Source organism: Cellulomonas sp. (genome assembly GCF_017744555.1).
GTDB lineage: Bacteria > Actinomycetota > Actinomycetes > Actinomycetales > Cellulomonadaceae > Cellulomonas.
Map to the genome: position 1 here is coordinate 428374 of NZ_JAGIBD010000001.1, position 18127 is coordinate 446500.

Annotated in this window: 17 protein-coding genes; 5 read left to right on the forward strand and 12 right to left on the reverse strand. The window is 72.7% G+C overall.

The window, feature by feature from the left end; genetic code table 11:
- The 3 genes from J7523_RS01935 to xseA all read right to left on the reverse strand — a co-directional run bounded on the left by J7523_RS01935 (position 1) and on the right by xseA (position 2647).
- Positions 1–930: a carbohydrate kinase gene (locus J7523_RS01935; RefSeq protein ID WP_291881558.1), complete on the reverse strand. Its 930-nt coding sequence runs from the start codon at positions 928–930 to the stop codon at positions 1–3.
- Positions 927–1172, reverse strand: coding sequence for an exodeoxyribonuclease VII small subunit (locus J7523_RS01940; RefSeq protein ID WP_291881664.1), 246 nt, complete (start codon positions 1170–1172; stop codon positions 927–929). Before J7523_RS01940 ends, J7523_RS01935 begins: the two co-directional genes overlap by 4 nt.
- Before the next feature lie 230 nt (positions 1173–1402).
- Positions 1403–2647 carry an exodeoxyribonuclease VII large subunit gene (gene xseA, locus J7523_RS01945; RefSeq protein ID WP_291881665.1) on the reverse strand — a complete coding sequence of 415 codons (1245 nt, stop codon included), beginning with the start codon at positions 2645–2647 and terminating at the stop codon, positions 1403–1405.
- Positions 2648–2838: 191 nt separating this feature from the next.
- Between xseA and J7523_RS01950 the strand changes: the two genes are divergently transcribed.
- Positions 2839–3936: a 4-hydroxy-3-methylbut-2-enyl diphosphate reductase gene (locus J7523_RS01950; RefSeq protein ID WP_291881560.1), complete on the forward strand. Its 1098-nt coding sequence runs from the start codon at positions 2839–2841 to the stop codon at positions 3934–3936.
- Between the two features lie 76 nt (positions 3937–4012).
- Here the strand turns inward: J7523_RS01950 and J7523_RS01955 are convergent, their stop codons facing one another.
- Positions 4013–5458, reverse strand: coding sequence for a DNA recombination protein RmuC (locus tag J7523_RS01955; protein WP_291881561.1), 1446 nt, complete (start codon positions 5456–5458; stop codon positions 4013–4015).
- Positions 5459–5552: 94 nt separating this feature from the next.
- Between J7523_RS01955 and J7523_RS01960 the strand changes: the two genes are divergently transcribed.
- From J7523_RS01960 to ychF, 3 genes are read left to right on the forward strand one after another with little or no spacing between them, the layout of a single operon-like run.
- Positions 5553–6353 (forward strand): ABC transporter ATP-binding protein, encoded by an 801-nt coding sequence (locus J7523_RS01960; RefSeq protein WP_291881562.1) that lies wholly within the window; start codon positions 5553–5555, stop codon positions 6351–6353.
- Positions 6329–7885 (forward strand): hypothetical protein, encoded by a 1557-nt coding sequence (locus J7523_RS01965; RefSeq protein ID WP_291881563.1) that lies wholly within the window; start codon positions 6329–6331, stop codon positions 7883–7885. Before J7523_RS01960 ends, J7523_RS01965 begins: the two co-directional genes overlap by 25 nt.
- 47 nt (positions 7886–7932) lie before the next feature.
- Positions 7933–9018 carry a redox-regulated ATPase YchF gene (ychF, locus tag J7523_RS01970; protein ID WP_291881564.1) on the forward strand — a complete coding sequence of 362 codons (1086 nt, stop codon included), beginning with the start codon at positions 7933–7935 and terminating at the stop codon, positions 9016–9018.
- A 49-nt stretch (positions 9019–9067) separates the two neighbouring features.
- Here ychF and J7523_RS01975 read toward each other — a convergent pair whose 3' ends face one another.
- The 7 genes from J7523_RS01975 to J7523_RS02005 all read right to left on the reverse strand — a co-directional run bounded on the left by J7523_RS01975 (position 9068) and on the right by J7523_RS02005 (position 16076).
- Positions 9068–10078 carry an NrtA/SsuA/CpmA family ABC transporter substrate-binding protein gene (locus J7523_RS01975; protein WP_291881565.1) on the reverse strand — a complete coding sequence of 337 codons (1011 nt, stop codon included), beginning with the start codon at positions 10076–10078 and terminating at the stop codon, positions 9068–9070.
- Positions 10075–10779: an ATP-binding cassette domain-containing protein gene (locus J7523_RS01980; protein WP_291881566.1), complete on the reverse strand. Its 705-nt coding sequence runs from the start codon at positions 10777–10779 to the stop codon at positions 10075–10077. Before J7523_RS01980 ends, J7523_RS01975 begins: the two co-directional genes overlap by 4 nt.
- Entirely contained in the window at positions 10763–11659 is an 897-nt protein-coding gene (locus J7523_RS01985) for an ABC transporter permease (RefSeq protein ID WP_291881567.1), read from the reverse strand. The genes J7523_RS01980 and J7523_RS01985 overlap by 17 nt, the downstream gene beginning before the upstream one ends.
- Positions 11656–12852 carry a [FeFe] hydrogenase H-cluster maturation GTPase HydF gene (gene hydF / locus J7523_RS01990; RefSeq protein WP_291881568.1) on the reverse strand — a complete coding sequence of 399 codons (1197 nt, stop codon included), beginning with the start codon at positions 12850–12852 and terminating at the stop codon, positions 11656–11658. Before hydF ends, J7523_RS01985 begins: the two co-directional genes overlap by 4 nt.
- Positions 12849–13961, reverse strand: coding sequence for a [FeFe] hydrogenase H-cluster radical SAM maturase HydE (gene hydE, locus J7523_RS01995; protein ID WP_291881569.1), 1113 nt, complete (start codon positions 13959–13961; stop codon positions 12849–12851). Before hydE ends, hydF begins: the two co-directional genes overlap by 4 nt.
- On the reverse strand, positions 13939–14223 hold the full coding sequence (locus J7523_RS02000; protein WP_291881570.1) for a TM1266 family iron-only hydrogenase system putative regulator: 285 nt from the start codon (positions 14221–14223) through the stop codon (positions 13939–13941). The genes hydE and J7523_RS02000 overlap by 23 nt, the downstream gene beginning before the upstream one ends.
- A 113-nt stretch (positions 14224–14336) precedes the next feature.
- Positions 14337–16076 (reverse strand): SulP family inorganic anion transporter, encoded by a 1740-nt coding sequence (locus J7523_RS02005; protein WP_291881571.1) that lies wholly within the window; start codon positions 16074–16076, stop codon positions 14337–14339.
- A 135-nt stretch (positions 16077–16211) separates the two neighbouring features.
- Here J7523_RS02005 and J7523_RS02010 point away from each other — a divergent pair, with 135 nt between their 5' ends.
- Positions 16212–16676: a phage tail protein gene (locus J7523_RS02010; protein WP_291881573.1), complete on the forward strand. Its 465-nt coding sequence runs from the start codon at positions 16212–16214 to the stop codon at positions 16674–16676.
- Between the two features lie 6 nt (positions 16677–16682).
- Here the strand turns inward: J7523_RS02010 and J7523_RS02015 are convergent, their stop codons facing one another.
- A complete protein-coding gene (locus J7523_RS02015; RefSeq protein ID WP_291881575.1) occupies positions 16683–18080 on the reverse strand; it encodes a sugar porter family MFS transporter in 1398 nt (465 codons plus the stop codon).
- Positions 18081–18127 lie beyond the last annotated feature (47 nt).

Genomic DNA, 18127 nt, shown 5'->3' on the forward strand with positions numbered 1-18127 from the left:
TCAGGCGTCGAGCTCGGCCGACGTCGGCGGGTTCGCGCCCGGGCGCGACACCGTGATCGCCGCGATGCGCACGCACCGGGCCAGGACCGCCTCGACCGTGGCCGCGTCGATGTCCGCGAGCGCCCCACGACGGTCGCCGCCGAGCAGGCCCGCGCTCCACAGCCCGTCGATCAGGCCGCCCATGAACGAGTCGCCCGCCCCGACCGTGTCCGCGACCGTCACCGCCGGCGCCGGCACGTGGAGCCGCGCCCCGGCGGCCGTGCTCGCGAACGCCCCCTCGCCGCCGTGCGTGACGACGACGAGCGACGGGCCTGACCGGCTCCACTGCTCGGCGATCTCGGCGGGCGCGACGCCCGGGTGCAGCCACGCCAGGTCCTCGTCGCTGACCTTGACGACGTCCGCCAGCCGCACGAGCGCGTCGACGTGGGGGAGAGCGTGCTCCGGCGACCCCATGAGCGCGGGCCGCAGGTTCGGGTCGTACGTGATCGTCGACGTCTCCCGGTACCGGGCGAGCGTGCGGGCGACCGCGGCACCGCCGGGCTGCAGGACGGCGGCGATCGAGCCCGTGTGCACGACCAGCGGGTCGCCCGGGTCCTCGTCCCACGAGTCCGGCAGGTCCCACTCGAGGTCGAACTCGTAGGTCGCGACACCCGCTGCGTCGACGTGGGCCGTGGCCGTCGGTGTCCGCGCGGCCGACCGGTTGCCCGTGAGCACGTGCACGCCCGACGCCTCCAGGTGGCGGCGGATCGTGTCGCCCTCGACGTCGTTGCCGAGCCACGTCAGGAGGTCCGCGTGCCGGCCGAGCCGACCGAGGCCGAGCGCCACGTTGGCCGGGCTGCCACCCGGGTGCTCGCCGCGCGAGCCGTCGAACCGTTCGACGACGTCGATGAGGGCCTCGCCGACGACCAGTGCGCGTCCGTCCGTGCTCATCGGGTCTCCTCCTCGTCCTGCACGCCCGCCTGGCTGACTCCTCGCGCCGACCCGCCGGCGGGCTCACGCACGGCCGCGAGACGCTCCCGAGCACCGTCGAGCCACTCCTGGCAGCGGGCCGCGAGGGCCTCGCCGCGCTCCCACAGGGCGAGCGAGTCCTCGAGCGACTCCGCGCCCGCCTCCAGACGGCTGACGACGGTCACGAGCTCGTCGCGCGCCTGCTCGTACGTCAGGCCGCTCACGTCCGCGTGGACCGAGCCGGCGGCTGCGTCGTCGGGTGCGGGGGCGGATCGGGGGTCCGTCGTCGTCTTCGGCACAGGGCCAGTCAACCAGCCGCCGACGACACGGTCGCACCGGTCCGCCCCACGGGCGGCAGCGGGCCGGCGGGCGCGAACGGCCGGCGGCGCGAGCGACCGGCGGGTGCGGTTCGCAGGTCGGAGTCGGCCGACCGGTCCCGGTGACGCCGTCTGGCTCAGTCCGTCGGCTCCCCGGCGACGGTCGCGGCGAGCTCGCCGGCCGCGACCCGGATCCGCAGCGCGTCGCCCGACTCCACGTCCGCGGGGTCGCGGACCACGTGCCCGTCGGTGCGCTGCACGACCGCGTACCCACGCTCGAGCGTCGCCGCGGGCGACAGCGCCCGGACCTGCGCCCGCAGACCGGCGATCTCCGCGAAGCCGTGGACGAGCCCGGTGTGCAGCGCGCGCCGGGCGGTGTCCCGCAGCGTGTGCAGCCGCGTCTCGTGCGCGTCGACCAGCGTCGCCGGCTGGGCGAGCGCGGGCCGGCTGCGCCAGTGGTCCAGCCCCGCCTGCTCACGCGTGAGCCGGTGCGTGATCGCGGCGCGGGCGCGCGTGCGTGCCTGCACGAGCCGGGCACGCTCCTCGGAGACGTCCGGCACGATGCGCTTCGCGGCGTCGGTCGGCGTCGAGGCGCGCAGGTCCGCGACCAGGTCGAGCAGGGGCGAGTCGAGATGGTGCCCGATCGCGCTCACCAGCGGTGTCCGGCACGCGGCGGCCGCGCGGACCAACGTCTCGTTGCTGAACGGCAGCAGGTCCTCGAACGAGCCGCCGCCGCGCGCGACGACGATGACCTCGACGCGCGGGTCCGCGTCGAGCTCGGCGATCGCGGCGCGCACCTCGGGCACCGCGCGCGGGCCCTGCACGGTGACCCGGCGGATCTCGAACTGCACCGCGGGCCAGCGGGCGCGCGCGTTGGAGACGACGTCGTGCTCGGCGTCGCCCTGCTGCGCGCACACGAGCCCGACGACCGCGGGCAGGAACGGCAGCGGACGCTTGCGGTCGGCGTCGAACAGGCCCTCCGCGCCGAGCACACCCTTGAGGTGCTCGATCCGGGCCAGCAGCTCGCCGAGACCGACGAGCCGAAGGTCGTCCGCCGCGAACGTCAGGTCGCCCTTCTTCGCGTGGAACTGCGGCCGGGCGTGGACCACGAGGTGCGAGCCGTCGGCCAGCCGGTCCGCGATCGGCGCGATCGCCCGCGCCGGGGCGGTCACCGACAGCGACATGTCGAGGTCGGTGTCCCGCAGCGTGAGGAAGTACAGGGTGTTCCAGCGCTTGAGGTTGAGCACCTGACCCTCGACCCACACCGGGGGCATCCGGGCGATGTAGTCCGCGATCTTCGGCGCGAGATGGCGCACCGGCCAGGGGCGCTCGGGGGTGGTGTCGCCCGCCTTGAGCGGCAGCGGCCCCGCGGACGCCCGCACGGTGCCGTCGGGCGTGTCCGGACGGTCCAGCCGGTCCGACGCAGCGGCGGGTTCGATGCTCACCCGGCCAAGCCTGCCCCATGACACCGACAGCGTGCGGCCGTGTGCTCCGCGTGCAGGACGCGTGCAGGTGCACCGCCCGCCGGGGGCACGGGCCGGGTCGCGGGCTGCGGCGACCGTAGACTCACGACGTGACGTCCTCGAACACCGGCGCGCCCGTCGCGCCGACCGACGCAGCCGGCGAGCCCCGCGCCGCCGCTGCCGCGACCGCCACCCCCGACCGCGCCAAGCGCGTGCTGCTCGCGGCGCCCCGCGGCTACTGCGCGGGCGTCGACCGCGCCGTCGTGGCCGTCGAGAAGGCGCTCGAGCACTACGGCGCGCCGGTGTACGTCCGCAAGGAGATCGTGCACAACAAGTTCGTCGTGGAGACGCTCGCCGCCCGCGGCGCCGTGTTCGTCGACGACACGGACGAGGTCCCCGAGGGTGCCCGCGTCGTGTTCTCCGCGCACGGAGTCTCGCCTGCCGTCCACGCCGCGGCCGCGGCCCGGTCGCTGCAGACGATCGACGCGACCTGCCCGCTCGTCACCAAGGTGCACAAGGAGGCCGTGCGGTTCGCGGCCGACGACTTCGACATCCTGCTCATCGGCCACGACGGCCACGAGGAGGTCGAGGGCACGCAGGGTGAGGCGCCGGATCACATCCAGGTCGTGAACTCGCCCGACGCCGTCGAGCACATCGAGGTCCGCGACCCCGAGCGTGTCGTGTGGATCTCGCAGACCACGCTGTCGGTCGACGAGACCATGGAGACGGTCCGCCGCCTGCGCCAGAAGTTCCCGCACCTGCAGGACCCGCCGAGCGACGACATCTGCTACGCGACGCAGAACCGGCAGGTCGCCGTGAAGAAGCTCGCGCCCGAGTGCGACGTGGTCATCACCGTCGGCTCGGCGAACTCGTCGAACTCGGTGCGGCTCGTCGAGGTGGCGCTCGAGGCCGGTGCGCGCTCGTCGTACCGGATCGACACCGCCCAGGAGATCGACCCGGCGTGGCTCGTCGGCGCGACGACCGTCGGCGTCACGTCCGGGGCGTCCGTGCCGGAGATCCTCGTCCGTGACGTGCTCGACGCGCTCGCCGGGCACGGGTTCGGCCAGGTCGAGGAGGTGCGTACCGCGACCGAGGACCTCATGTTCTCGCTGCCCCGCGAGCTCCGCGCCGACCTCAAGGCCGCCGGCAACCCGGCGACCACGCCGCGTCGCGAGGGCCGCCGGTCCCTGGACGTCCAGCCCGCCTGACGGCGTTCAGGCCGTCGGACGTCCAGCCCACGTGGCGGCGTTCGGGCCGTCGGCCGTCCAGCCCGCCTGGCGGCGTTCAGGCTGTCGTCGCGGTCGCGCCGCCCTCGTCGGTCGTGGCCGGTCGGACGGCGTCGCGGAGCGACTGCTCGTCGCGGTCCGCCCCCTCGGGACCGAGCGCGAGCCGGTCGAGCGTGTCACGGTCCAGCATCGCGCGGTCGAGCGTGACGACCTGCTCCTCGGCCGACGCGACCAGCTCGGGCGCCGTCACGACGGACAGCTGCGGGTTCACGGGCGCGGGCGTCGGCAGGTCGCCGTCGACCACGTCGAGCGTCGCGAACCGCCGGGCGCTCACGAGCACGCGGGTCTCGAGCGACGACACCGTCTGGTTGTAGGCCCCCGCGGCGGAGTCGATCGCGCGGCCGAGGCGGGCGAGGTGCGCTCCCATGGTCGCGAGCCGGCCGTGCAGCTCCTTGCCGAGCGAGAGGACGGCCTGGGCGTTGTCGGCGAGGGCGTCCTGCCGCCAGGCGTAGGCGACCGTGCGCAGCAGGGTCAGCAGCGTCACGGGTGTCGCGATCACGACGTTGTGCTCGAACGCGTACTCGATGAGCCCCGGGTCCTGCTCGGCGGCGGCGTGCAGGAACGACTCGGCAGGCACGAACATCACGACGAGCTCGGGCGCGGGCGCGAACTGGTCCCAGTAGCGCTTCGCCGCGAGGTCGTCGACGTGCTTGCGGACGTGCCGGGCGTGCGCGGCGAGCCGGTCGGCCCGCACGGCCTCGTCGGTCGTCTGCACCGCGTCGAGGAACCCGAGGAACGCGACCTTGGAGTCGACCACGATCTGCTTGCCGCCCGCCAGGCGCACGACCATGTCGGGCCGCAGGAGGCCGTCGTCGGTGCGCACCTGCTCCTGCTCCACGAAGTCGACGTGCGCGAGCATGCCCGCGGCCTCGACAACGCGCCGGAGCTGGACCTCGCCCCACCGCCCGCGCACCTGCGAGGACCGCAGCGCGGTGACGAGCTGCGACGTCTCGCCGCGGAGCTGGTCGGACGCGGCGCGCATCGCCCGCACCTGCTCACCGAGCGCGGCGTGGCCCTCGGCGCGTGCCTTCTCGGCGGTCGACAGCTCGGCCCGGACGTGCTCGAGGGTGCGCGCGAGGGGCTCGACCATCGCCCGTACGGCCTGCTCGCGCTGCGCGAGCTCGCCGACCTGCGTCTGGTGGTCGGCGGCGAACCGCTGGTGCGCGAGGGCGAGGAACTGGTCGGTGCTCGTCGCGAGCGCGTCTGCGGCCAGGGCCCGGAACTGCTCCGCGAGCCGCTCGGAGTCGGCCCGCGCGGCGTCGAGCCGCTCGGCGGTCGCCGCCCGCTCGGCGTCGAGCGCCGCACGGGCGCGCGCGGCGTCCACCTCGGCGGCGCGCAGCCGGTCGGCGACCCCTGCCGCGGACCGCGACGACGCGAGGAGCCACGCGACGACACCGCCCACGACGAGGCCGAGCGCGAGGCCGACCAGCATCCCTGTGTCCATGGCCCGCACCCTCTCAGGCACCACCGACAGCCGCCCGGCCGGCGCACCCGGACGGGGGCCTGACCAGGCACGGGGCGGGTCCTATGCTGGCCGGATGCCGCCCGAGGACGCCCCCTCCACAGCGCCCGTCACGGCGCCGCCCGCCCTGCTGCTGCAGGGGCTGTGGCGGCGGTTCGGCCAGAAGATCGCGGTCGCCGGCATCGACCTGTCGGTGCCGGCCGGGTCGTTCTACGGGCTCGTCGGGCCGAACGGCGCGGGGAAGACGACGACGCTGTCGATGGCGACCGGGCTGCTGCAGCCCGACTTCGGCACGGTCCTGGTGCACGGCCGCGACCTGTGGGCGGACCCCGTCGGCGTCAAGGCCACCCTCGGCGTGCTCCCCGACGGTGTGAAGCTGTTCGACCGGCTCACGGGTGCGCAGCTCATCACGTACGCGGGCCTGCTGCACGGCCTGGACCGCGACACGACCGCGGCCCGCACGGCCGACCTGCTCGGCGCGCTCGACCTCGCGGCGGACGCGAAGACGCTCGTCGTCGACTACTCGGCGGGCATGACGAAGAAGGTCGCGCTCGCGTGCGCGCTCGTGCACGCCCCGCGTCTGCTGGTGCTCGACGAGCCGTTCGAGGCGGTCGACCCCGTGTCCGCGGCGAACATCCGGGACATCCTCGCGTCGTACGTCGCGAGCGGCGGCACCGTGATCGTGTCGTCGCACGTCATGGACCTGGTCCAGCGCATGTGCGACCACGTCGCCGTGATCGCGGGCGGGCACGTGCTCGCGGCGGGCACGGTCGACGAGGTGCGCGGCGACGTCAGCCTGGAGGACCGGTTCGTCGAGCTCGTCGGCGGACGCGTCGGCGGGGAGGGGCTCGCGTGGTTGCGCACCTCGTCCGACTGAAGCTGACGCTGCTGCGCAACGGCCTGCGGCGCAGCGCGTGGCAGATCGTGGGGCTCGTCGTCGCGGCGCTCTACGGGCTCGTCGTGCTCGTGCTGGGGGTCGCGGGGCTCGTCACCGCGAGCGCGACCCGCCCGGACCTGCTGCCGACGATCACCGTGCTGCTCGGGTCCGCGCTGGTGCTCGCGTGGGCGCTCGTGCCGCTGATCGCGTTCGGCGTCGACGCGACCGTGGACCCGGCCAGGTTCGTGCTGTTCCCCATCCCGCGGCGCGCCCTCGTGACGGGCCTCGCGATCGGCGCCCTGGTCGGCGTGCCCGGAGCGGTGACCGCGGTGGTGGCGCTCGCCATGGGCGCCGTCTGGTGGCGTGACCCGCTCGCGCTCGTCGCCGGTGTCGTCGGCTCGGTCGTCGGTGTGCTCACGTGCATCGTCGCGAGCCGCACGACCACGACGCTGATGTCCGCCCTGCTCGCCAAGCGGCGGTTCCGGGAGGTCCTCGCGGCGCTCGTCGTGCTGCCGTTCATCCTGCTCGGCCCGCTGCTGAGTCAGGCGCACCGGATCGACGTCGGGCCGGGTGCGCTCGACCGCGCGGTGCTCGTGCTCGGCTGGACGCCGCTGGGCGCCGCCTGGGCGGTCCCGGCGGCGGTCACCGACGGCGACCCGCTCGGGGCGCTCGCGCGGCTCGCCGTCGCGCTCGCCACGGTGCTGGTCCTCGCGGCTGTCTGGGACAAGGCGCTCGCGCACGCCGCGGTGAACCCGCCGCACGAGGAGGCGTCGACGAGGGCGCGCGGGCTGGGCTGGTTCGGCCGGCTCCCCGCGACACCGCTCGGCGCGGTCACCGCCCGCTGCCTCACGTACTGGGTCCGCGACCCGCGCTACGCGATGTCGATCGTGTTCATCCCGGTGTTCCCGCTCATCCTGTGGGTCGTCGCCCCCGACAGCCAGCTGCTGCTGTTCGTCGGGCCGATCACCGCGTTCTTCCTGGGCTGGAGCATCTCGCAGGACGTCTCGTTCGACGGCACGGCCTTCTGGACGCACGTCGCCGCACCGCTGCGCGGGTGGACCGACCGGCTCGGCCGGGTGCTCGCGGTGTCGCTGCTCGGTCTCCCGGCGGTGCTCGTGTTCGCGGTCGTGCCGACGGTCGCGACCGGGCACGGTGCCGACCTGCCGACCGTGCTCGGGCTGTCCCTCGGGGCGTTCCTCACGTCACTCGGCGTCGCGAGCGTCGCCTCGGCACTCGTCGTCATGCCCGTGCAGAAGGTCGGGGAGAACCCGTTCGGGTCCCGCCAGGGCGGGTCCACGGCGGCGATGACGTCGCAGCTCGCGGGGTGGGGCGTCACGTTCGGTCTCACGCTGCCGACGATCGTGCTCGCCGTGGTCGCGGTGCGGCAGGGGTCGGCGCTGCTCGGCTGGCTCACCGTGCTCGTCGGGCTCGGGCTCGGCGCGACGGTCCTCGCGCAGGGTCTGCGGATCGGCGGCCGTGCCCTGGAGCGCAACCAGACCCGCCTGCTCAGCCGCCTCGTCTCGTTCCCGTAGGGACCTCGCGCTCGGCCGGCCCCGGGCTCGCCGTAGACTTTCCGCCCGTGGCTCTCACCATCGGCATCGTCGGCCTGCCCAACGTCGGCAAGTCCACCCTCTTCAACGCCCTGACCCGTGCGCAGGTCCTCGCGGCGAACTATCCGTTCGCGACGATCGAGCCCAACGTCGGCGTCGTCCCGCTGCCCGACCCGCGCCTGCAGGTGCTCGCCGACCTGTTCGGTTCGGAGCGGATCCTGCCCGCGACCGTGTCGTTCGTGGACATCGCGGGCATCGTCAAGGGCGCGAGCGAGGGTGAGGGCCTCGGCAACAAGTTCCTCGCGAACATTCGTGAGGCCGACGCGATCTGCCAGGTCACGCGCGCGTTCGCCGACCCGGACGTCGTGCACGTCTCGGGCGCCGTGAACCCGAAGGACGACATCGAGATCATCTCGACCGAGCTGATCCTCGCCGACCTGCAGACCCTCGAGAAGGCGGTGCCGCGTCTCGAGAAGGAGGTCAAGGGCAAGAAGGCCGACCCGGCGCTGCTCGCCGCGGCGCAGGGCGCCCAGGCCGTCCTCGAGAAGGGCCAGACGCTGTTCGCCGGCGCTGCCGCGGCGGGTCTCGACCCCGAGTACGTCGACCAGCTCCAGCTCATGACGAGCAAGCCCTTCATCTACGTCTTCAACACCGACGACGCCGGCCTCGCCGACACCGCGATGCAGGACGAGCTGCGCGCGCTCGTCGCCCCCGCCGACGCGATCTTCCTCGACGCCAAGTTCGAGTCCGAGCTCGTCGAGCTCGAGCCCGACGAGGCGAAGGAGATGCTCGCGGAGAACGGCCAGGAGGAGGCGGGTCTCGACCAGCTCGCCCGCGTCGGGTTCCACACGCTCGGCCTGCAGTCGTACCTCACGGCCGGCCCCAAGGAGGCCCGCGCCTGGACGATCCACCAGGGCTGGACGGCCCCGCAGGCCGCCGGCGTGATCCACACGGACTTCCAGAAGGGGTTCATCAAGGCCGAGGTCATCTCGTTCGACGACCTCGTCGCCGCCGGGTCCGTCGCTGCCGCGCGTGCCGCCGGGAAGGCCCGGATCGAGGGCAAGGACTACGTGATGGCCGACGGCGACGTGGTGGAGTTCCGCTTCAACGTCTGACCTCCGCCGTGCCGGCCAGGACATCACGTCGAGCGGCGCGCCGCTCCCGCTACCCCTCGGCGAGGATGAGGCCGGGGATGTCGACACGGTGCTCGATCATCCCGTTCGCCAGCATGAACTCCTCCGTGGCCTTCAGGGAGGCGACGTCCGCGGCGGTCACTGTCGGGCTGAAGTCGTACTGCTGGAACATCCCGCGGACCGCGCCCAGGCTCAGGCCTGTCTCGTCGGCCGCCATCGCCAGCGCGTCGTCCGGGCGCTCCGCCATGTAGTCGAGCACGGCGTGGTGCGCCGCGACGAACGCGCTGACGACGGTGGGGTGCTCGGTGGCGAACGTCCGGCTGGTCGCGACGACGATCGTCGCGCCGACGAGCCCGGTCCCGTCGGTCACGGTCCGGTTGCCCTCGGCGACCGCCTGGTACGCGGCGGGGCCGGCCAGGAGCGCGGCGTCGACGCTGCCGCCGGCGAGCGCGGCATGAGCGTCCGGGATCGGCATGTCGACGAAGGTGACGTCCTCCGCCGTGAGACCGCCGCTGGCGAGGTAGGCCAGCAACAGCTGGTGCAGGATCGTGCCCTTCGGGCCGGCCACGGTCTTGCCCTTGAGCTCCGCCGGGGACGTCGGACCGTTCGGCCCGGCGACGAGCTGGAAGGCCTCGGGTGAGCGGCTGTAGGTGTCGACGACGGCGATGTCGGCGCCGTTCGCGGCCGCCAGGATGACGGACGTCGCACCGACGCCGAAGAGGAACTGGATGTCACCGGACGCGAGCGCGGCGGTCTGCTCGGGGCCGGTCGTGAGCTCCGAGTAGGTCACGTCGATCCCGGAGGCCGAGAACGCGTCGGCGAAGATGCCCGCCTTCCGCTCGACGATCGACGGCACGTTGAGCGGCGCCGTCACGTAGGTCACGGCCACCTTGTCGATCTCCGGCGCGGCGCTCGTGGCCGCGGCGCTCGGAGCCACAGGGTCGGTGCCGGACGCCCGGTCGGGGCCGGCCGCGCTGCAGCCCGCCAGCAAGGCGCCGGCGAGCGCGAGCGCGACGGCGAGCTTCGGCGTCTTCTTCGTCATGAGTGCTTCCTCTGCAGCGTGGCGCGGATGAGTTCTGCGAGCCTGCGGTCCGGCTCGCGTGTGCGGGGCCCCGCGTTCCGGGGCGACGAGTGGTCGGCCGCGATACGGCCGCCGTCGAGGACGACGATGCGATCGCCCAGGTAGAGGGCCTCGTCGAGGCTGTGCGTCACGAGCAGCACGTTCATGCCGGTCGTGCGCTGCACGTCGAGCAGCAGGTCCTGCATGTCCTCGCGGGTGTCCTGGTCGAGCGCGGCGAACGGCTCGTCCGCCAGGACGAGCGACGGGCCGTTCGCGAGCGCCCGGGCGAGCGCGACCCGGTGCCGCATGCCGCCCGAGAGCTGGTGGGGCAGGGCGTCCTCGAAGCCCGCCAGCCCCACGAGGGCCAGGAGCCCCGCACTCTCGCAGCGACGTCGCCGTTGGCCGAAGGCCACGTTCTGCGCAGCGCTGAGCCACGGCATGAGGCGGGGCTCCTGGAACACCATCCCGGTCCTGCCGTCGCCGCGGACGCGAACGACGCCGTCGTCGGGCGCCTCCATCCCGGCGACGATCCGCAGCAGCGTGGTCTTGCCGCACCCGCTGGGGCCGAGCACGACCGTGATCCCGTCGCGCTGGACGAAGTCCAGGCCGGTCAGGACGGGGACGGCGCGGCCCCGCAACCCGTAGCTCTTGTGCAGGTTCGCGATCTCAGCGCCAGCTGTCATCGATCCCCCAGCGGAGCGTGCGTCGCACGACGAGCGCGAAGAGCCGGTCGGCCGCGACGCCGACGAGGCCGATCGCGACGACGCCGACGATGACCCTGTCGGCGCGTGACATGTGCCCGGCGTCGACGATGAGGTAGCCGAGGCCGGAGGCGGCCGCGAACATCTCCGCACCGACCAGTGCTCGCCAGGCGTAGCCCAGGCTGATGCGCATGCCGACGAGCACGTCCGGCAGGGCGTGCGGCAGCTCGATGAGCGCGAAGGTGCGGCCCCGGGAGAAGTGGAGCGACGTGCCGACGTCGAGCAGCTCCTGGCCGCACGATCGCAGGCCCTTGGTGATGCTCATGGACATGGGGACGAAGGCGGTGAGGACGATGACGACGAGCTTGGGGGTCTCGCCGATCCCGAACCACAGGATCAGCAGCGGGATGAGGGCGAGCGGCGGCACGTTCCTGAGGAAGTTGAGGGCCGGGCTCAGGTAGGCGTACATCCGGGGCCGCAGCAGGGCCAGGACCCCCACGGCGGACGCCACGGTGAACGCGATCGCGAACCCGGCCAGCACGCGGCCGACGCTGGCGAGGACGTGCTCGGCGAGCTCGCCGGATGCCGTCATCGCCACCGCGCTCGACCACACCCGGCCGGGCGACGGCAGGACGTAGGCACTGCGCAGCCGCAGCGCGCAGACCAGCCACCACAGCCCCACGACCGCGACCGTGACCACGACGCCGTACCGCGCCCCGACCAGCGCCCTGACCAGCGCCCGGACGACGGTCCGGGCAACCGGCCGCCGAAGCGCGCGGCCCGACGTGGGTGCGGCGACGTCGTGGGCCTCCGGTGGGGGCGCCCCGACGGGCGCAGGCGCCGCATCGGCGGTCTGCGTCATCGCGGGTCCGGCAGCGCGATCGAGTCCAGGATCCCGGACAGGTGCGCGATGGTGATCCCGTAGTTCGTGATGGGAACGCCCTGCTCGCGCGCCTCGTCGATGCGCGAGAGCACGTGCCTGCGGTTGAACATGCAGCCGCCGCAGTGGATGACCAGGTCGTACGAGCCGAGGTCCTCCAGCAGGCCGGGACCGCTGAGCATGTCGACGTGGAGCGTCTGCCCGAACCGCTTGCGCAGCAGCGCCGGGATCTTGACCCGGCCGATGTCCTCCTCGAGAGGCGCATGCGTGCACGACTCGGCGATGAGGACGCGCGACGTCGGGGTCAGCGCGTCGATCCCGCGCGCGCCGTCGACGAAGGCCCTGATGTCGCCCTTGTAGCTCGCGAACAGGACCGAGAACGACGTGAGGAGGCTCTCGGCGGGCTTCGCCGCGTGCACGATCGGGAAGACCTGCGAGTCGGTGATGATGAGCTTCGGCGGGCGGGCCAGCGCCGCGAGCGTCTCGGCGAGCTTGTCGGTCGTGCAGCTCATCACCAGGCACTTCTTGTCCAGCAGGTCGCGCAGCGTCTGGACCTGGGGCAGGATCAGCCGGCCCTTGGGCGCCTGGATGTCCTGGGGCATGACGAGCAGGACGAGGTCGCCCGGCTGCGCGAGGGCGCCGGTGATGCTCGCCGGCTCGTCGTCGGGCAGCGCGGCCACGATCGCCTCGCGGACCGCGTCGACGTTGTGCCCGGTGCGCGCACTGACGAGCACCGCGTCGAGGCGCAACCGCTCCTTGACCGCCGTGCGCACGGCGTCGGGGTCGGCGAGCTCGTCGGCCTTGTTGACCACGGCCACCACGGGGACGCCGCGCCGGCCGAGGTCGGCGACCCACTCGGCCTCGACGTCGGGCTCGTCGGCGAACACGACGATCGCGAGGTCCGTCTTCTGCGCGGCCTCGCGCGTCTTGCCGACGCGCAGACCACCCAGGTCGCCGGTGTCGTCGAGGCCCGCGGTGTCGATGAACACGACCGGTCCGACGGGGTGCAGCTCCATCGCCTTGTACACCGGGTCGGTCGTCGTGCCGGCGACGTCGGAGACCACGGAGATCGACTGACCCGTGATCGCGTTGACCAGCGACGACTTGCCGACGTTGCGCTTGCCGTAGATGCCGATGTGCAGGCGGTTCGCCCGCGGCGTGTCGAGCAGGCTCACCGTGCCACCTCCGGGTGGTCGCCGCGGTCGACGACCATCGTGTAGCCGATCCGCTCGAGCGAGCGCTGGACCGCGTGCGTCATCTCGGCCACCTCTCCGGACACTGACTTGCCGTCGTACAGCAGGTACTTGGCACGTTGGTCCTGCGGGCTCAGGTTGAGCATCAGGACGTTCGCGCCCGCCTGAATGCCCTGCTCGCGGGCCCCCGGGCGGGCGGTCCCCAGTGCGGTCGTCGAGGGCAGCAGGACGGTCGGGAGCATGAGCCGGACGAGGCTCAGCAGGAACAGCGTGAGGTCGACCGACCCGGCCGACCGGTCGCCGAACGGCGTGCTCCGGTGGGGGAGGAACGGCCCGATGCCGACCATGTGGGGGCGGAGCTCGGCGAGCAGCGCCAGGTCCGCGGCGAGGTGCTCGGGCGTCTGGAACGGCGAGCCGACCATGAAGCCGGCACCCGTCTGGAACCCGATCTCCTTGAGGTCGGCCAGGCATCGCAGCCGGGTGGCGAGCTGCTGGCTCGGCGGGTGCAGCTGCGCGTAGTGGTCGGCCGTCGCGGTCTCGTGGCGGAGCAGGAACCGGTCCGCCCCGGCGTCGAGGAACCGCTGGTAGGCCTCGCGGCCACGCTCACCGATCGACAGGGTGATCGCGCAGTCCGGGTACGCCGCGCGGATCCGGGACACGATGTCGACGACGACGTCCGTCGTGTACCAGGCGTCCTCGCCGCTCTGCAGCACGAACGTGCGGTAGCCGAGGGAGTAGCCCTGCGCGCAGCAGCGGAGGATCTGCTCGGCGTCGAGCCGGTAGCGCTCGACCGCGCGATTGCCCTTGCGGATGCCGCAGTACAGGCAGTCCTGGCGGCAGTGGTTGGAGAACTCGATCAGGCCGCGGACGAACACCCGGTTCCCGAAGTGCTCGTGCGCGACGGCGACCGCGCGGCGGCGCGCGTGCTCCTGGTCCGCCGCCGTCGCGGACGTGATCAGGGTGACGAGACCGTCGCGTCCGAGGCGGCAGCCGTCGGCCAGCGTGTCGATGAGGTCCGCGCACCGCGACCGGACCGAGGGGACGGGCGTCGGCTCGAGTGCGCGCAGCTCAGCTGTCTGGCGGAGGGGCAACGGGGCCTCCTGGGACGGTCTTGGCCATGAGAGACCGCACCTGGACCCCGGGGAGGTTGCCCAACTTGCCCGTGAGCGCGGACACGCGCTCGACGGAGGTGTCGACGACGACGGTGATGACGTTGACACCGCGTGCCGGATGGGGAAGTCCGAGCCGACCGATGATTCCGTCGCCGAACTGCGTGAGCAGGTCATTGACGTTCTCGACGGGGGCGACCGACCGATCCACGATGATCGACACCACACCAAGTCTCTTCTCCACCGGAGGCTCCCGTGAATCAGATGTGGTCTGGACTTTGCACGCCGATGCTCGCAGCGTGATCCGGGCCACACCCCGGACATACGTCCCAGGCCCCGCCCGCCGCGCGGCAGCGGTCAGCTCGCCGTCCGTCCGGTCTCGTCGGCCCGGAACGCGGTGAGCGCGTCGTCGAGGGTCGGGTACAGGTGCTGGCGCCCGATGGCGGCCACCACGCCGAACTGCTCGAGCTCCCGGACGACGGCGTCGCCGGCCTCGGCCACGGCGAGCACGACGCCCCGTCCCGCGAGCTGGTCGGCGACCTCGAGCAGCGTCTTCCCACCGGTGTAATCGACGTCGTCGATCGCCTCGGCGAGCAGCACGAACCAGCGGGGAGGCTCGGCGGTCTCGACGAGGCCGAGGACCTCCTCGGTGAACCGGCTCGCGTTGGCGTAGAACAGGCCGACGCCGAAGCGGTAGACGACGAGGCCGGGAGCGCTGACCACGCCGGGGGTGGCGGGCACGGCGCGGGGCCGCCCGCCGCCGTCGAGCGTCAGCACCAGGTCGTGCGGCATGTAGTGGCGCCGGACGTGCATGAGCAGCGACAGCACGATCGCCACCACGATGCCCTGCTCGACACCGACACCGACGACGACGGCGGCTGTCGCGGCGGCGAGGTAGAACTCGCCGCGGCGCACCCGCGCGATCGCGCGCATGCCGCGGACGTCCACGAGCTTGAGGCCGATCACGAACACGACCGCCGAGAGGGCGGCGTCGGGGAGGTACTGCAGGGGCTCGGTCAGGAAGAGCAGCACGACCGCGGTCGTGGCGGCCATCGCGAGCATCGCGATCTGGCTGCGGCCCTTGGCAGCGTCCGCCATCTCCGTCTTCGTGGGGCTCCCGTTGACCACGAACGCGCTGCTGAACGCTGCGGCGATGTTCGCGATGCCGAGGCCGACGAGGTCGGTGTTCTCGTCGAACCTCTCGCGGTAGCGGACGGCGTAGGCCCGTGAGGTAGCGGCGCTCTGCGCGAGGATGACGAGCAGCATCGACCCGCACACGGGGAACAGCGCCCTCGCCTCGTCCCACCCGACGCCCGACGGGAGACCGAGCGGCGGGAAGCCGCCGGGCACCGGTCCCAGCACGGCGACGCCCCGAGAGCCGAGGTCGAGCGCCCAGCTCGCCACGATGGCCCCGACGACGGCGACGAGCCCGCCGGGCACCCGCGTGACCCACCGCTCGAAGACCACGAGGACCAGGATCACCGCGACCGCGACCGCGAGGGTGGCCGCCTGCACCTGGCTGAGCTCGTCGAGCGTCCTCCAGAAGGCGATGACGGTGCCGCTCGCCCGGTCGGGTGCGACGTCGGGGGACGGCACGCCGAGCATGCCCGGCAGCTGCGAGAGGGCCACCTGGATGCCGACGCCCGTGAGGAAGCCGACGAGCACGGTCCTGGAGATGAACTCGGCCACGAATCCGAGCCGAGCCACGCGGGCGAGCAGCAGCAGACCCCCGGTGATCAGGGCGGCGATGCCCGCGAGCGCCAGCCACTCGTCGCTGCCGGGCGCCAGCTCCGCGATCCCGAGGGACGCGATTCCGGCGTACAGCATCGCCGCGGTCGCCGAGTCGCCACCCACGACGAGGTGCCGTGAGGATCCCAGGAGCGCGAACGCGACGGCGGGCAGGAGGATCGTGTAGAGCCCGCTCACCACGGGGGTGCCCGAGATCCGGGTGTACCCCATGACCTCGGGGATCGCCAGGGCGGCGAGGGTGACCCCCGCGACGACGTCCCGTGCCCGCTGGGTTCGGCCAGCAGGGCCGATGCCTTCCAGCACCGACAGGTAGAGGCCGCTGCGCCGCGCTGGCCCCGGGTCCGGCATGAACGCAGATTCCCACCGCCCGGAGCGCGGGGCAACGAAGGCGTGGACCACGCCGGCTCGCGGGCGTGGGATCTCGCTGGTCCGTGCGGAACGCGGTTCAATCGCTGACCAGGTGAACCGACCGAAGGAGAGCACGTGGCGTACGTCGTAGATTTCGAGAACGTCTCCACCGAGGGCCTGGAGTCGTCCCCGGTCGCCGAGGCCCTCGCCGGCCTGCGGGCGAACGAGGCCCGCTACTTCAAGAACAAGTACGACCACGTCTTCACGGTCGAGCCGGCGTCGCAGGCGCAGGACGACGTCGCGTACGTGCACCGCATCCTGCAGGAGGAGCGCGACCTCGTCATCGCCTCGCGCCCCCTGGAAGCGACGCAGTTCGAGGTCGACGGCATCCGCTGGACGTACGTGTTCTACGAGTCGGGCCTGGCGATCAACGTGCTCTGGACGCTCGACGACGGCGGGAAGAGGGCCGTCGGGTTCAAGCTGTCCGACGGCATGGACGTCCCGGCCGAGCTCGCCGACCGGTTCAAGTTCGCGCGCCAGAAGTCGAAGCTCGCCGGGACGATCCGCGGGTCGTTCTTCGTGATCAAGGGCGAGTACTGACGCAGGTCAGTGCCCCCGCGGGCCTGACCCGGCGCCGGCGATGTCCTCCTCGCTGAGCTCGATCCCCAGGTTCTTCTCCATCTCCTCGAGCGGCACGCCCTTCGTCTCGGGCATCACGAAGATGACCCACAGCAGCTGCCCGACCATGCAGACGAAGAACAGCGCGAACGCGGTCCCTCCGCCCAGCGCGGACGCGATCCCGGGGAACGTCCACGACACGGCGGCAGCGAACACCCAGTGGGTCAGCGAGCCGAGGGACTGCCCGCGGGCGCGGATGCGGTTGGGGAAGATCTCGGAGATGAACACCCAGATCACCGACCCCTGCCCGAAGGCGTGGGACGCGATGAACACGACGAGCCCGGCGAGCACGAGCACGCTGGAGAACCCGGAGAACTCGCCGTCGAACGCGAAGAACACGATCGCGAGCGCGCCGAGGCTGACGAGGTACCCGATGGACCCGACGAACATGAGCCGGCGGCGTCCGATGCGGTCGATCACGGTGAGCGCGGCCATGGTGGCGACGAGGTTCACGAGCCCGACGACGACGCTCTGCAGGGAGGCCGCGTTGTCGCCCGCGCCTGCCATCCGGAAGATGTCGGGCGCGTAGTAGAGGATCGCGTTGATGCCGGAGAGCTGGTTGAACGCGGCGATCGCGAAGGCCAGCAGGATGACCCGCCGGTTCTGGCCGACGAAGAACGGGACGCGCTTCGCGCCGTGCAGCTTCGCGAGCGCCTCCTCGATCTCGCCGATCTCGAACCGGGCGTCCTCGGGCGAGCCGGTCGTGCGGTTGACGACGGAGACGGCCTCGTCGCGCCGCCCCACCGAGAACAGCCAGCGCGGCGTCTCGGGGACGGTGAACAGGAGCAGGAAGAAGAGGACGGCCGGGAACGCCATGACCATGAACATCCACCGCCACGCGATGTCCTGGGACAGCGTGTTCTCGATGATGAAGTTCGACAGGTAGGCGAGCAGGATCCCGAGCACGATGTTGAACTGCACGAGCCCCACGAGCCGGCCGCGGTACCTCGGCGGGGCGATCTCGGCGGTGTAGATCGGAGCGACGACGGACGCGACGCCGACGCCGATTCCGCCGAGGAACCGGAACAGCATGAAGACCCACAGGTCCGTCGCGAGGCCGCTGCCGAGCGCGCCGACGAAGTACAGGATGCCGATGAGGAACAGCACCTTGCGGCGGCCGTACCTGTCGGCGGGCCTGCTGGCAGCGAGGGCACCCACGATGGTGCCGATGAGGGCGGTCGCCACGGTGAACCCGAGCATGAACCCGCCGATGTCGTAGACCCGTTCCAGGTCCTCGGTCGTCCCGGAGATGACGGCGGTGTCGAACCCGAAGAGGAGTCCGCCGAGGCCGGCGACGATGGCACTTCTCAGCACGAGCCCGTTCATGATGCCCCCTTGCGACGACGCGAGGCGGGGGGTGCGCTCCTGGCTCG

Coding starts and splice junctions, on each gene's coding strand:
- J7523_RS01935 (WP_291881558.1), bottom strand. CDS start 930: ATGAGCACGGACGGACGCGCACTGGTCGTCGGCGAGGCCCTCATCGAC.
- J7523_RS01955 (WP_291881561.1), bottom strand. CDS start 5,458: ATGGACACAGGGATGCTGGTCGGCCTCGCGCTCGGCCTCGTCGTGGGC.
- J7523_RS01960 (WP_291881562.1), top strand. CDS start 5,553: ATGCCGCCCGAGGACGCCCCCTCCACAGCGCCCGTCACGGCGCCGCCC.
- J7523_RS01975 (WP_291881565.1), bottom strand. CDS start 10,078: ATGACGAAGAAGACGCCGAAGCTCGCCGTCGCGCTCGCGCTCGCCGGC.
- J7523_RS01980 (WP_291881566.1), bottom strand. CDS start 10,779: ATGACAGCTGGCGCTGAGATCGCGAACCTGCACAAGAGCTACGGGTTG.
- J7523_RS01985 (WP_291881567.1), bottom strand. CDS start 11,659: ATGACGCAGACCGCCGATGCGGCGCCTGCGCCCGTCGGGGCGCCCCCA.
- J7523_RS02005 (WP_291881571.1), bottom strand. CDS start 16,076: ATGCCGGACCCGGGGCCAGCGCGGCGCAGCGGCCTCTACCTGTCGGTG.
- J7523_RS02015 (WP_291881575.1), bottom strand. CDS start 18,080: ATGAACGGGCTCGTGCTGAGAAGTGCCATCGTCGCCGGCCTCGGCGGA.